This window comes from Pseudoalteromonas prydzensis (assembly GCF_011050055.1).
Lineage (GTDB): Bacteria > Pseudomonadota > Gammaproteobacteria > Enterobacterales > Alteromonadaceae > Pseudoalteromonas > Pseudoalteromonas prydzensis_A.
Genome location: NZ_DRGM01000092.1, coordinates 1 through 12,558, shown reverse-complemented (window position 1 = coordinate 12,558; position 12,558 = coordinate 1). Strand labels below are relative to the sequence as shown.

Genomic DNA, 12,558 nt, shown 5'->3' with positions numbered 1-12,558 from the left:
TTCGTCGCTCCTAGTGGTTATGCGGATCAAAGCCGCCTTTCGCTTGCTCTGATGCAACAAAAAAGGCGCCTTCAGTTACCACTTTCGTGCCCTCTGGCAATCCTTTTATTTCACGAAAACCAGCAAAGCGTTGGCCTAGTTCAACTTCTGTCGAGATAAGCTCACCATCTTCATCTTGGACAAACACCGCCCAATCACCGTCAGGGTTTCTCAGTAATGCTTGCTCAGGCACTGCAAGTACTTTTTGCGCAGTGGCAAATTCAAAATACACATCACTGAACATACCCGGGTGCAAAGTATGTTGACTGTTTTTAACAGCTAAACGTACCACCCTAGAACGGGTCACTTGATCTATCGTGTGCGCTTCTTGGATCACCGTAGCTGGATACAATACTTGGTTTACTTTCACTTGCGCCGTAGCCCCTTTGGCAATTTCGATTGTTTGATTTGCCGATAATTTTGCCTCAACCCATAGTAAGCTCTCATCGGCAATTAACATAAGTTCAACGCCTGCATCAACTCGCTGACCTTGAGCGAAATTATCACTTAACACTGCACCAGAAGTGCCTGCGAAAAGTGTGTATTCACCGAGTTTTTCAGCCGCAATATCTGCACTTTGCTCAATCGCTTTGCTAGATAACCCAAATGCTACCAGCTGACTCTGCGCTACTTCGTATTCAGCCTTAGCTGTCAGTAAACGTTTTTCACTCACGGTGCCTTTACCCATTTTTTGTACTCGTTGCCACTCAGCTTTCGCTAATCGATAAGTGGTTTGCGCACTGGCAACTTCAGCACTAAATAAGCTAACTAATGGCGCGCCCGCTTTAATATGCTGCCCTAATGTGGCATGACGTTTTACCACGATTGAATCAACCCGTGGCGATAGCACATAGCTGCTATAGCCATTTGCTTTAATCTCACCTGGTGCGTAAAGCTGTGACTGATAAACACGTTTTTCTAACCTGCTGATCTGCACATTTGCCAAGCGCATTTGGGTGTCAGTTAAGCGTACTCCACCAGCTTGCTCGTCGTGCTCTGGCTGCGGCTGTGAAACAGCTTGTTCATTCTCGTGAGGAGCTTCATCAGCTTCGTGCACGTGCATAGCTTGTACTTGTGCTTCGCTGTGTTCATGCCCTGCTTTAGCATGATCAGCATCTTGCGGTGTAGATGTGGCTGCCGGTGTAAAGTTGGCAAACATTAATACAAGGGCAGAAAAAGTAATATTTAAGCGCTTCATAAGGCAGCTCCATCAATTAGGGGACGTGTAAAGGTAGTAATATAATTGCTCAGTTGGCCACTTTTAGTTAACCAATTAACGCTTGCCAATTGGCTTTGCTGAACAATCTCAACCCCGGCAAGTAGTCCTGATATACGTTGTTGACGCATGGTAAGGTATTCAGCAGTGCTGATATCGCCGCTTTGCCATTGTTGCTCAATCAATTTGAGGCTGCTGTCTGCATTGGCTTGATTTATTGACTGCCAACGTTTTACCCGCTGAGCATAAGCTTGCATTACCTCTTTGCTGGCTTGTGCTTGAAATGTCATGGTGCGCTGTAATGCTTGATATTCGGCTTCCTTCGACATTGCCTGCAATTCAGACGCTTGATATTCATCACTAAAGTCATTGAGGATATTCAGAGGCATAGAGAAGTTTAACGAGACAATACTATCATCGCCATTTTTCCCCGCCGCAATCCCCACAGTGGGTTTAACAGCGCGTTCAGCTTTGATCACTTGTGCTTGTTGGCGTTGATATTGCCATTGTGACTTCACCAATAATATCTGCGGATGTTGCAACACATTGTCAGTGTTGGTATTGGCGTTAATACCAGTAAGTAAGCGCTCTGGAGTGAGCCTAGTGCCTTCTTGCCATGTTGGTAACAACACTTGTACTGCTAATTTAGCATCGGCATAAGCACTGGCTTGTTGTGCTGTTTGATTCAAAATTTCAGACAATGAGTACAAGGCCAGTTGCTCATCAAGCAGCCCTACTTCCCCAGCCGCTCTACGGCGTTTAATTACGCTTACTAAACGCTCTAGCTGTTGCTCTTGATCTTGTGCGAGTTGAAAAGCCGCTTTGCTGCTACGCCAATTGATCAACGCAATCAGGGTTTGTTCAACAAGTTGTAGATAGCTAAGCTGCAACTCCTGCTGCTGCGCCATTAGCATTAGCTGCGCCGCAGTTAATTGCGCACCTTGTTGATCATTAATATCAAATGTTTGACTCAAGCCGAGGCTAAAGTTATTCGCATCACCCTCTTTTTCAAGGCTCGATTCAAAGTTTGGGTTGTATAACGATTGCCCAGCGGCTCGAACAGAAGCCTCCGCACTTTGTAACTGCTGATAATCTGCTTGTAAATTTGGGTGTTGTTTTAATTGCGTCAACAACCAATTTAAATCGCCAGTATTAGGCGTTGGCGCAGCCAATGTATTTGTGGCAGCTAATAAAGCCATACACAGGCAAGCAAACCGAAACGGCTTGTTTAAATTCATAACGTATACTCTTACTAAATAAATCGGTGGCCAATAGTGGCCAGCTAAAAAATTAACTTAGTAAGGTAGCAATAGGAGGGCGTAGATCAGGGATGAGTAAGCGAGAGTTAAACGCAGGATCGTTTAAACTAATAATATCGTAACTTGGTAGATTAGCGTGCTGCTGCCATGGCTCGGTAAATAAAATAGAAATATGACAGACGTGGCAATGAGCATCATCAGCATTATCCGCAAGTGCTTTGCTTAGTTGTTGATGCTGTAATTGGTGAGAATCATGATCATTGTTAATCATGCAATGTTCATCAAGTTCGCTTTGCTGATGTAATAATTGCGAAGTGGTATTAATAGCGGTGTTATGATCAGCCACGTCAAAACCGTCCAGCACAGGCTGAAGTAGTAATAAGGCTAAAATTAACAACACTGATTGCTTCAAGCAATAAACCCATTAAAACGACATTGCCAATAACCTTAACAGATATTAATCGCCCTGCAAAGAATTTAGCAATTTTTGTTAATTACTAGCGCTGGCTAATTTAGCAACCGTCATTTAGTATTGTGAAATCAGCATAATAAAAATACACAGAAGTACTAAATATGGGTCATCCACATTCTCACAGTCATGACACTGACAACCAAAGTAACCGCCAGTTAGGCTTAGCTGTATTTATCAACGTGCTGCTAACAATAGCCCAAGTTGTCGGCGGTATGGTCTCTGGTAGCTTGTCGTTAATTGCCGATGCGCTGCATAATTTAAGTGATGCAGCGGCTATTTTTATTGCCCTCATCGCTCGTAAGATTGGCGGTAAACCCGCAGATGAACGTTATCACTTTGGCTATAAACGTGCAGAAATTTTAGCCACACTTTTAAATAGCACTACGCTTATAATCATCGGTGGCTTTTTAATTATCGAAGCGATCGAAAGTTACTTTAACCCAACCCCAATTGATGGTTGGATTGTTGTTTGGGTGGCCGCATTGGCACTTGTTATTGATATTGGTACGGCGATACTCACCTTTCACGCTGGCGCTAAAAACAGCATGAATATTCGCGCCGCATTCATTCATAACATATCAGATGCAATGGCGTCTATTGTGGTGATTGTAGCGGGATCATTGATCATTCTTTATCAGTGGTACATTGTTGATTTAATAGCGACAATTTTAATTTCGGCTTATGTAATTTATCACGGTGTGTTGCTACTCATTGAAAGCTGTAAAATTTTAATGCAAGCCGCCCCAGACGACTTTGACCGCAACGAGGTAAGCGCTGCGCTGTGTAAACAGTTTGCGATTAAGCAAATACACAGCCTTAAAGCTTGGCAACTCGATGATAACCAAATTTGCTGTGAACTAGTGCTAACCTCATCTGCTGAACTGGTACTTGCTGACGTTAAAAACTATTTGCATGATGAGTTTGCTATTGAACACTGTATTATTGAGCGCCGAGAATAGCAAAGGCTTGACTAAAATCATTGCGCTTAATCGAATTTTATTGAAAACAGCTCGCGTTCTCATTTATCATCGCACTTTATAATATGGCATAAGGTGTGTGAGTTGCTAAAATTGTGGCTGCGTCGTACTCATTTAATACTAACTTTAGTGAGCGGACTGTTTTTGATCTGTTTAAGTATCACTGGTGCACTACTTGTGTATGCCAAAGATATTCAACGCCTTGTACAGCCACAACTGTGGACGGTAGAAAACCCCAGTAATAACAATGTTATTGCCTACCCTGTTTTATTAAGCACTATTACATTACACACCCAGCAACCTGTTACATTATTAATGCCAGAGCAAAACCCAGATTATGCCTGGCAAGCGCAACTGGCAAATAAACAATACGTAAGTGTTAACCCTTATACTGGTACAATTATTCATCAGTATGATTATTACCGCACAATTTATGGTTTCACCATGGCACTGCATCGCTGGTTAATTTATGAAGATGGTGACGGCAATCGGCCCTTGCGTAATTGGGTATCTGTTTGTGCACTTATTTTTATTATTAATATGCTCGTTGGCGTCTACATTTGGCTTAAACCCAAAAACCGCTTAAAACGCTTGGTGATCAAACCAAAAGCCAAACTACGTATTTTGCTTTACCAACTACATACTGTAATTGGCATGTACTTATTTATCCCATTGATATTAATTGCTTTCACAGGCATGGCATTTAATTGGAAAACACAAACCCAAGCGGTACTGGAGTTTGTTACACAAAACACGGTGGAGCCACGTCCTAACGCCCCAACCCTTAATGTGCCCGATACGATTAACCATGATAACTTGGCCATCGCTTTACATAAGGCGTTGCTTATTTATCCTAATGCAGAACTGTTTCGTATCTACATGCCTAAAAAAGCCAGCGAACCGCTCGCATTGAGAGTAAAAAATCCAGGCGAGAGTCACGCTTACAGCTGGGTATGGGCCAATCAATATACTGGCACAGTGTTGCAATCTTACGATGCATCACGCGCCAACCTCACCACCCAAGCATGGAATTTTAAATATAAATTTCATATTGGTGATTTTGCAGGATCATTGGTGCAAATAATCTGGTTATTTATCGCCCTCATCCCTGTACTTTTTACAGTAAGCGGTGGTTACTTTTGGTATAAACGCCATTATCGTTAATATTATTGCTAAAACGGGTAATGCCAATAATAGTTAAAGCGTAGCTGTAGTTGATGTAGCAAATGGCTCCATCAACTGCTGCGCTTGGTCGGCTTTGTTGCTTGTATCTGTATGAACAATTAGCACCCACTTTCCAGTACTTGTTGCTTTTCTTACATCATTTATCAGTGGATCATGATCGGGGCGGATTGAAATAAAGCCTGCGACTAACAAGGCAATAAACACACTGATAGTGCAAATCCCAGCGTACGTTTCAAATACAAAATTTTGCATGAATTCTACGTCAACAAAAAGAAAAACACTGCTTATAAGTATGCCTACAACAAGCCCTATCACTGCAAATAATAAGTGCGTTTTTAGTAACGTTTTTCCAATGTTTTTATCTTCAGGCTCTACTTTTTCATCAAAGTTTTGGTCATAAGGAGAAATGAAATTTATGTTACTTTGCGCAAACTGAGTATGTTGGCTCAAAGTTTCAAATGCGTTATTTGCTTGCTCTTCACTATCAAAAACAGCGGCGACCTTAGTCGCATGATTTTCATTACTTATCGTGGTTGTCATGTTGCACCTCCAAGAGGATTTAAAGCGAATATTTAGTAGAAGATTACGCCTATAAAATCAATGTAGTGTCTGCTGCAAAATAAGTACCGTTCACTTCACACCTAATGCGATTGCATGTTTCCTAAATAAGATTAATATAAAAAACAATTAAGCTATTGATTAAAAATAGTTAAAATAAATATAGTCACAGTTCGAGACTGGAACAGACAACAAGTTTTCAAGTTTTGTATTATATAAAATTGGGATCACCACCAAGTAGAACTTACACAATGCGGTAAATATTTCAGCACAATGAATACTCCATACAAAGTAAATGTTTATAAGATATCTCAAACGTATCGATCGCAACAAACCAAATGCAATTGATAATAACTATCACTCCCCTTGCCTTTACACTTCTTTACATTTATTATTGCGCCAATTAAAACAGCTCTTTCATAATTACATTGTCGTAAAGGATCTTTATGTTTAAAACTTCGTTAACCTTATTATCCCTCGCTATAAGTACAGCTACTTTCGCTGATGACGCTATCAATAAAAAACAACTCACTGACGAGCAAATGGAGCGTATCATTGTTTCTGGGAGCCGCGTTTTTGAAAGCATTGATGAGGTCCCTGCATCAATTACCGTTATCAATCAAAAGCAAATTGAAGAGCATTTAAAGGTAAATCCTGAGCTACAAAGCTTACTTGCGCAAATGGTGCCGGGCCTCGCACCAGATACCGGCAGTTCAAGTAATACCGGACAAACACTGCGCGGTCGCGCCCCGTTGGTGATGATTGACGGAGTACCGCAATCAACACCGCTGCGTAATGGCTCGTTAGGCATTAAAACCCTCGATCCAAGTGCCATTGCTCGTATTGAAGTGATCAAAGGAGCAACCTCGATTTATGGTAACGGTGCATCGGGCGGTATTATTAACTACATCACAAAACAGGCTAAAAGCGATGATAAAACAACGGGCGAAATAAGCTTGTCGAGTCGTTTTAGCGCAGTAAAACTTGAAGAAAGTGCTGGCGCAAGAGTATCGGCAGCGATTAATGGCCGAGCAGATAAATTCAGTTATTTGGTTACAGCCAGTTATGAAGAAAATGGCGTACAACGTGACGCACAGGGTGATATTTTAGGGTTACAATACGGTTTATCTGACGCAGTCACACAAAACTACTTTACTAAGTTAGGCTATGATTTTGATGATGAAAAGCAATTACAATTTAGCTATAACTACTACAGTTCACAACAAAAAACCGATCTTGGTGATATCACTGGAGATATGAGTTTAGGTGAAAAAACCTACGCAATTCATGTACCAGCAGAATTACAAAAACAAGGTAAACCCCAAGGCCCAGAAGGCAACGAAAATATCACCTTAAAATACACCGATTATGCGTTATTTGAAAACACCCAAATGACCCTAGACTTGTACATGCAAGATATTGAAAACGTGTTCTTCTACTCTCCAAGCCTTGCTAACCCTGACGAGAACTATGACGGTGGCCAGTCTGTTATCAGTTCCGATAAAAAAGGTGCGCGTGCAACGTTTAATACTCAAGTAGACTTTAACTCTATTGCAGCCACATTCATTTATGGTATCGATGCTTTAAATGATGTGACTGCGCAACCGCTGGTCGATGGGCGAGTATGGGTACCTGAAATGGATATGAAAAGTATTGCTGGCTTTTTACAAACTAAATGGGTGATTGCTGATGATCTGATAGTCAAAGCCGGTGTTCGCCAAGAATCAATTGATTTAAGCGTAGACGATTACCGCACACTTAAACTATGTAAAACACCAACTCAATGCTCTGTGCCAATTAACGTAAAAGGTGACACCATTGATTACGACGCCACTACCTATAATTTTGGCATTAAATATAATCTTAATGAAAGATTCAGCCCATTTATAAGTTACTCACAAGGCTCGGATATATCCGATGTAGGCATACTACTTCGCGCAGCGACAGTGAACGATATTGGTCTGATACAAACTCAAGCCTCAATTATCGACAACTACGAAATTGGCTTTAACTCTCAATTTGACAATCTGCGAATTGAAGTCGCTGCTTATCGCAGTACTTCTGAACTTGGCACAACTAATAAATTTAACGAAGTGACCGGCGTGTACGAACCAGTGCGAGCGCCACAGGAAATTTGGGGCTACGAAACGCTAATAGATTATACAATTGCCGCTAACCTAAAATTGCTGGCAACGTATAGCTATGTTGAAGGTAAAAACACTGAAGCGGATGTGTACTTGGGCTCAAAACAGATCAGCCCACCAAAGGCAACCGCAAACTTAAACTGGCAACCAAGTGATGCAATGTCACTGACATTAAGTTACCTGTACGTCGGCGATAGAAAGCGCTTTGCGGCAAACGATGATGGCAAGTATGTAGGCGATCAAGGCCCTGTCGATAGCTACAATATTTTTAACCTAAGTGGTCAATACCAATTTGCCGATAACTGGCAAGGCTTTGTAGGCATTGAAAACTTATTTAACGAAGACTACTTCCCTGCCCGCGCTCAGTCTTATACATACGGCGGCTATAACATCAAAGGCCTTGGCACTACAGCCACAGTAGGCGTTAAATATCAATTTTAAATACCACGCATCTCGTTCATTGCGCAGCGCAATGAACGAGACTTTTTCTTGAACCTAGTACTTTGAATCTTAAACCTATAACCGAGTACCTATAACCTATAACCTATAACCTATAACCTAGTACCTCTAACCATAAATATAAATAGCAATCTGTTCATTAAGCAACCAACAATGCAAACTTAAACGAGAATTAGACTCAATAGTAACCAACTGATTTACAAGGAAAATACTTGCAATAACTGATTTTTATACTACACTAGCACCATTAAGTATTCTAAGAGGCCACCATTATGAAAGGTAATCAAAAAGTTATCGACAGCTTTAACACGTTGTTAGCCAATGAACTTGCTGCCATTGACCAGTATTTTATCCACTCTCGCATGTATGACGATTGGGGTTTAGATAAACTTTATGTTCGCCTTAACCATGAAATGGAAGAAGAGAAAGATCACGCTGATTGGTTGATTAAGCGTATTTTATTCCTCGAAGGCATACCAAATATGACCAAACGCCGTGACCTAATTATTGGTCATGACGTAAAAAGCATGATGCAAAACGACCTCACACTAGAGCTTGAAGTTGTTGAATGTGTTAAAGAAGTTATTGCTGTATGTGAGCAAGAAAAAGATTATCAATCGCGCGAAATCTTAGAGAAACTGTTATTCGACACCGAAGAAGATCATGTTTATTGGTTAGAGCAACAACTCGGTTTGATTGATAAAATTGGTAGTCAAAACTATCACCAATCACAAATGGGCGAATAGGAGCTAAATTATGAAAGGCGATAAAGACGTTCTTGCTGCATTAAATAAAATATTGGCCAATGAATTAGTCGCTATTAACCAATATTTTTTACATGCCCGTATGTTTAAAGATTTTGGTTTTAGCGCATTAGACAAAGCCGATTACAAAACCTCAATTCAAAAAATGAAAAACGCTGACCGATTAATTGAGCGTATTTTATTTTTAGAAGGTTTACCTAACCTTCAAGATCTTGGCCGTTTACGGATTGGCGAAAACAGCGAAGAAATGATTGCCTGCAATATGGCCTTTGAGCTTGATTCACTCGTTGACCTTAAAGATGCAATCAAACTTGCTGAAAGCAAAAAAGATTATATTAGCCGTGAAGCGCTGGATAACATCTTAAACGAGCAAGAAGAGCAAATCGATTGGCTGGAAACCCAACAACTGTTGATCAAAAGCACAGGTATTGAAAACTACCTACAATCGCAAATGTAATTCTTTATTTAGATCAAAAAAAGCAGCTTAGGCTGCTTTTTTAGTTTTATCGATACTGAATTTAAAAAACTTGAGAAGCTAAATATTTACGCAACTTGATCGGTAATATCTGCTATTTGAATAAGTTTGCGATTGAGGATCTTTTTAGTACAGCCGCAGCATTTACCGCACTGACTACCGACTTTAAGCTCTTTGGTAAGCTCGCGCATTGTTGTCGCGCCGTCGTCGATTGTTTGTTCAATTTTTTTATCTGTCACACCGTGACATAAACAGATATACATGAATACAAACCACTCTCAATTACATTCGAGCTTGTATATTAATCTAAACGTAAACGGTTCGCAATTAATAATCGCATAAAATTGAGAATTATTTTTGTTTGCTTCATTGCATATAGTTTTAGATGATCACCGCAACCCGGTTAAGATTTAAAAGGCTGATATGTGCCCTAACGGTCATTCAGGGACTATATTCTATCTGCAAATTTCACTGATTGACGATTTAGTAGCTAGCTACTTTCTTCTTATTGCTTACCAACATTCAGAAATTCCGCATAAACTTCTAAGTCAATTTGATCACCAACAATCGGTATATAACTGTCCATGCCAAAGTCAGAACGTTTGATTTGACCTACCGCGCTAAAACCAAGAGTGTATTTTCCTGTCATCCAGTTGTCTGCGCCACCGTGAAATGTGGCTTTAAACGTCACAGGTTTGGTAACGCCTCTGAGCGTTAAATCGCCTGAGAAATTAAAACTGGTATCAGATATAACTGTAACTGTGTGGCTAGTAAATGATGCTTGCGCAAAGCGCTCACTGTTAAACCAAGTGTCATTTTGTAAGGTTTCTGCTAACTCAGCATTGTTAATATCAATAGAGCTAATATCCACCACTGCGTTTAATGACGCGGCAGTCATATTATTAGGATCAAAGTTGAGTTGTGCATCAAATTTATTAAAACGCCCTACATAGGTTGATAACCCTAAATGTTGGATTTTAAATATTAATGCAGCATGTTGACTGTCTAGCTGATATTCGCCCGCTTGAAGCGCTATCAACTCAGATTTAACAGTTGGTGCAATCCAACTAACACAACTTGTCAGTAACAGCGCAGCGCACATAGCTGAGACCGAATGTATAAATGTTCGCATTGTATTCTTTGACGCTGAGTTCATAGTAGTTAAGCCATTAGTGATGTGTTGAGTGTAGGTAAAATAAAACGTCATTTTTCATAGATCAAAATATATAATGCCTCATATTTTCCATTTTCACTTCTCTTTTATATTCATGATGGAGTGAAACCGCCTATTTTTCGTCTATTAATCAACCGTTTTTACATAACTTGAGCTGCGGGGTCAGAGCGGATGAAATTTAACCCTTTGGTATAATTGATGATTAATTATTAACGTTTTGAAGCGTCCGTTATCTCAACAATGCTGCAATAGGCGCGAAAACCCTCGAATATTTCCTTTATGATCAAAGCCGAACTACCAAAAGTGCATTTAGCGGACGGTGGTAACGCCCTAAAAAGTAAAATGCGTAGCGGAGCGAAAGAAACCGAGCAAAACTTTAGCAGTCCCGCCTTAATTAGCTTATTAAGCGCCGTTATTACTGTCTTAAAGTTATCATTTCTTTTGCTACAAGTGCAGCTGAAGGCAAAAACATTGTTGAGATAATACGTTGATCTGCAATCACAGCGTGTTTATCTTTTAATATTTTTTTATTTTGAGCGATAGCACCATTCTTATTAAGTTGATTTTCAATAAGAAAAGGTAAAAGTGTTCCTTGTTTTGCCCATGGCTTCGATGTTTCAGTAGAGTTAGGAAAACCGGCTATTTTTTTCCCTTTCACCAAAAACTCCCCATTAGATAACTTCACGTTTGCAATGCCCGCTGAGCCATGACCACCAACACCTACAATACCACCTGACTCATATATACTACTGATAATGGATTGGATTTTTTTGTTATCTGCAACGTCAAACATGACTCCATAGCCACCACCTATGAATACACCCCAATAGTTATTTGGGTCAATTTGAGCAGGTTTGAATGAACTGTTTGCTTTTTCTAAGAAGCCTTCATATTTGATGGTGTAACTACTTATGCCTAAAGGCTCCAACATAAACTTAACCTCTCCACCATTAGGTGATACAAAATCAACTTCAAAGCCGTGACTAAAAAAAATGTGATACGGAGGTGCAAATTCCCATAAATTATTTCTTGCGTCATGCTGTTCAGGATCACCCATATTTATCATATTAGATGCCACGATCAGCACCTTCTTTTTAGGCTCTGCTATTGCATTTGTGGCTAGCAAGGCGCCTGTTAGTAAAATAATGGATAAGAGTTTCATTTTTTTCCTTTATAAATAATTAAACCATTATTTAGACGAGACAAAAGACGAAAAGGTTTAAATGTAGAATTTGTCTAGGTACTTAAAAGCGTATTAGGAAGGCCTGCAAGATAGAGATTTAGTCAAATCAGATAAAATAGTTATCAATGAACTATATAAATATATTGACACCCATCATAATAAATATATTGACACCCATCATAATATATAAATATATTGACACCCATCATAATAAATATATTGACACCCATCATAATATATAAATATATTGACACCCATCATTAGTATTTTTTAAAACAAAACAATTAACGCATTTTGTGGGAGTGCTGCAAGTTTTCAAAGCATCTTAAAATAGCCACTTTATTCACTTGAGGGCTCCTCCATCCTGAATTACACGCATGGGGGAGCTTGCCTTAGGCAATATTTGAGGTTGAAGTGGAGTGTTAAAACTATGCCAGTAGTTTTTCGCAGTTACTTAGGTTGCTACGTCGTTTTCTGTTTAAATTTTCGCAGTAACTTGCGTGTGATGAGGGTCTGCCGACTGCGCCATGAAATACGCGGGTAAAGTGCGTGGTGAGTTTTAACCAGTTTTCAGGGCAGATGTTGACTCGCTCTAAAAGCGGTAAATATGCGTCTTCAATGTGGCCGCATTTGTCTTCTCGCAAACAACGCCC

At 40.0% G+C, this 12,558-nt stretch carries 12 protein-coding genes and 1 pseudogene; 5 read left to right on the top strand and 8 right to left on the bottom strand.

Going from position 1 to position 12,558, the window contains the following annotated elements:
- Positions 1 to 10: 10 nt before the first annotated feature.
- From ENH88_RS08560 to ENH88_RS08550, 3 genes are read right to left on the bottom strand one after another with little or no spacing between them, the layout of a single operon-like run.
- Positions 11 to 1,237 (bottom strand): efflux RND transporter periplasmic adaptor subunit, encoded by a 1,227-nt coding sequence (locus ENH88_RS08560; protein ID WP_304181649.1) that lies wholly within the window; start codon positions 1,235 to 1,237, stop codon positions 11 to 13.
- Positions 1,234 to 2,493: a TolC family protein gene (locus tag ENH88_RS08555; RefSeq protein WP_304181647.1), complete on the bottom strand. Its 1,260-nt coding sequence runs from the start codon at positions 2,491 to 2,493 to the stop codon at positions 1,234 to 1,236. Before ENH88_RS08555 ends, ENH88_RS08560 begins: the two co-directional genes overlap by 4 nt.
- 52 nt (positions 2,494 to 2,545) lie before the next feature.
- Positions 2,546 to 2,926 (bottom strand): hypothetical protein, encoded by a 381-nt coding sequence (locus ENH88_RS08550; protein ID WP_304181645.1) that lies wholly within the window; start codon positions 2,924 to 2,926, stop codon positions 2,546 to 2,548.
- A 161-nt stretch (positions 2,927 to 3,087) separates the two neighbouring features.
- Between ENH88_RS08550 and ENH88_RS08545 the strand changes: the two genes are divergently transcribed.
- Positions 3,088 to 3,945, top strand: a complete 858-nt coding sequence (locus tag ENH88_RS08545; RefSeq protein ID WP_304181643.1) for a cation diffusion facilitator family transporter — start codon at positions 3,088 to 3,090, stop codon at positions 3,943 to 3,945.
- Between the two features lie 102 nt (positions 3,946 to 4,047).
- Entirely contained in the window at positions 4,048 to 5,127 is a 1,080-nt protein-coding gene (locus tag ENH88_RS08540; protein ID WP_304181642.1) for a PepSY-associated TM helix domain-containing protein, read from the top strand.
- A gap of 33 nt (positions 5,128 to 5,160) precedes the next feature.
- Here the strand turns inward: ENH88_RS08540 and ENH88_RS08535 are convergent, their stop codons facing one another.
- A complete protein-coding gene (locus ENH88_RS08535) occupies positions 5,161 to 5,688 on the bottom strand; it encodes a hypothetical protein (protein ID WP_304181640.1) in 528 nt (175 codons plus the stop codon).
- A gap of 464 nt (positions 5,689 to 6,152) precedes the next feature.
- On the opposite strand from ENH88_RS08535, the gene ENH88_RS08530 reads away from it, so the two are divergent.
- The 3 genes from ENH88_RS08530 to bfr (ENH88_RS08520) all read left to right on the top strand — a co-directional run bounded on the left by ENH88_RS08530 (position 6,153) and on the right by bfr (ENH88_RS08520) (position 9,530).
- The gene (locus tag ENH88_RS08530; RefSeq protein ID WP_304181638.1) at positions 6,153 to 8,291 is read left to right on the top strand and encodes a TonB-dependent receptor; all 2,139 of its coding nucleotides are present in this window, start codon (positions 6,153 to 6,155) and stop codon (positions 8,289 to 8,291) included.
- 290 nt (positions 8,292 to 8,581) lie between these two features.
- Positions 8,582 to 9,055 (top strand): bacterioferritin, encoded by a 474-nt coding sequence (gene bfr / locus ENH88_RS08525; protein ID WP_304181636.1) that lies wholly within the window; start codon positions 8,582 to 8,584, stop codon positions 9,053 to 9,055.
- A 10-nt stretch (positions 9,056 to 9,065) separates the two neighbouring features.
- The gene (gene bfr, locus ENH88_RS08520) at positions 9,066 to 9,530 is read left to right on the top strand and encodes a bacterioferritin (RefSeq protein ID WP_304181633.1); all 465 of its coding nucleotides are present in this window, start codon (positions 9,066 to 9,068) and stop codon (positions 9,528 to 9,530) included.
- Between the two features lie 86 nt (positions 9,531 to 9,616).
- On the opposite strand, the gene ENH88_RS08515 is transcribed toward bfr (ENH88_RS08520), so the two are convergent.
- The 4 genes and pseudogenes from ENH88_RS08515 to ENH88_RS08500 form a co-directional block, all read right to left on the bottom strand.
- On the bottom strand, positions 9,617 to 9,811 hold the full coding sequence (locus ENH88_RS08515; protein WP_011329912.1) for a (2Fe-2S)-binding protein: 195 nt from the start codon (positions 9,809 to 9,811) through the stop codon (positions 9,617 to 9,619).
- A gap of 242 nt (positions 9,812 to 10,053) precedes the next feature.
- Positions 10,054 to 10,680 (bottom strand): YceI family protein, encoded by a 627-nt coding sequence (locus ENH88_RS08510; protein WP_304181627.1) that lies wholly within the window; start codon positions 10,678 to 10,680, stop codon positions 10,054 to 10,056.
- A gap of 457 nt (positions 10,681 to 11,137) precedes the next feature.
- Positions 11,138 to 11,884, bottom strand: a complete 747-nt coding sequence (locus tag ENH88_RS08505; RefSeq protein WP_304181624.1) for a type 1 glutamine amidotransferase domain-containing protein — start codon at positions 11,882 to 11,884, stop codon at positions 11,138 to 11,140.
- Between the two features lie 449 nt (positions 11,885 to 12,333).
- Positions 12,334 to 12,558, bottom strand: a pseudogene (locus tag ENH88_RS08500) (hypothetical protein); the annotation flags it as partial.

What these genes read in the sequence shown, in the direction of transcription:
- bfr (WP_304181633.1), top strand. Translation starts at nt 9,066, where the DNA reads ATGAAAGGCGATAAAGACGTTCTTGCTGCATTAAATAAAATATTGGCC.
- ENH88_RS08530 (WP_304181638.1), top strand. Translation starts at nt 6,153, where the DNA reads ATGTTTAAAACTTCGTTAACCTTATTATCCCTCGCTATAAGTACAGCT.
- ENH88_RS08545 (WP_304181643.1), top strand. Translation starts at nt 3,088, where the DNA reads ATGGGTCATCCACATTCTCACAGTCATGACACTGACAACCAAAGTAAC.
- ENH88_RS08505 (WP_304181624.1), bottom strand. Translation starts at nt 11,884, where the DNA reads ATGAAACTCTTATCCATTATTTTACTAACAGGCGCCTTGCTAGCCACA.
- ENH88_RS08560 (WP_304181649.1), bottom strand. Translation starts at nt 1,237, where the DNA reads ATGAAGCGCTTAAATATTACTTTTTCTGCCCTTGTATTAATGTTTGCC.
- ENH88_RS08515 (WP_011329912.1), bottom strand. Translation starts at nt 9,811, where the DNA reads ATGTATATCTGTTTATGTCACGGTGTGACAGATAAAAAAATTGAACAA.
- bfr (WP_304181636.1), top strand. Translation starts at nt 8,582, where the DNA reads ATGAAAGGTAATCAAAAAGTTATCGACAGCTTTAACACGTTGTTAGCC.
- ENH88_RS08535 (WP_304181640.1), bottom strand. Translation starts at nt 5,688, where the DNA reads ATGACAACCACGATAAGTAATGAAAATCATGCGACTAAGGTCGCCGCT.
- ENH88_RS08510 (WP_304181627.1), bottom strand. Translation starts at nt 10,680, where the DNA reads ATGCGAACATTTATACATTCGGTCTCAGCTATGTGCGCTGCGCTGTTA.
- ENH88_RS08555 (WP_304181647.1), bottom strand. Translation starts at nt 2,493, where the DNA reads ATGAATTTAAACAAGCCGTTTCGGTTTGCTTGCCTGTGTATGGCTTTA.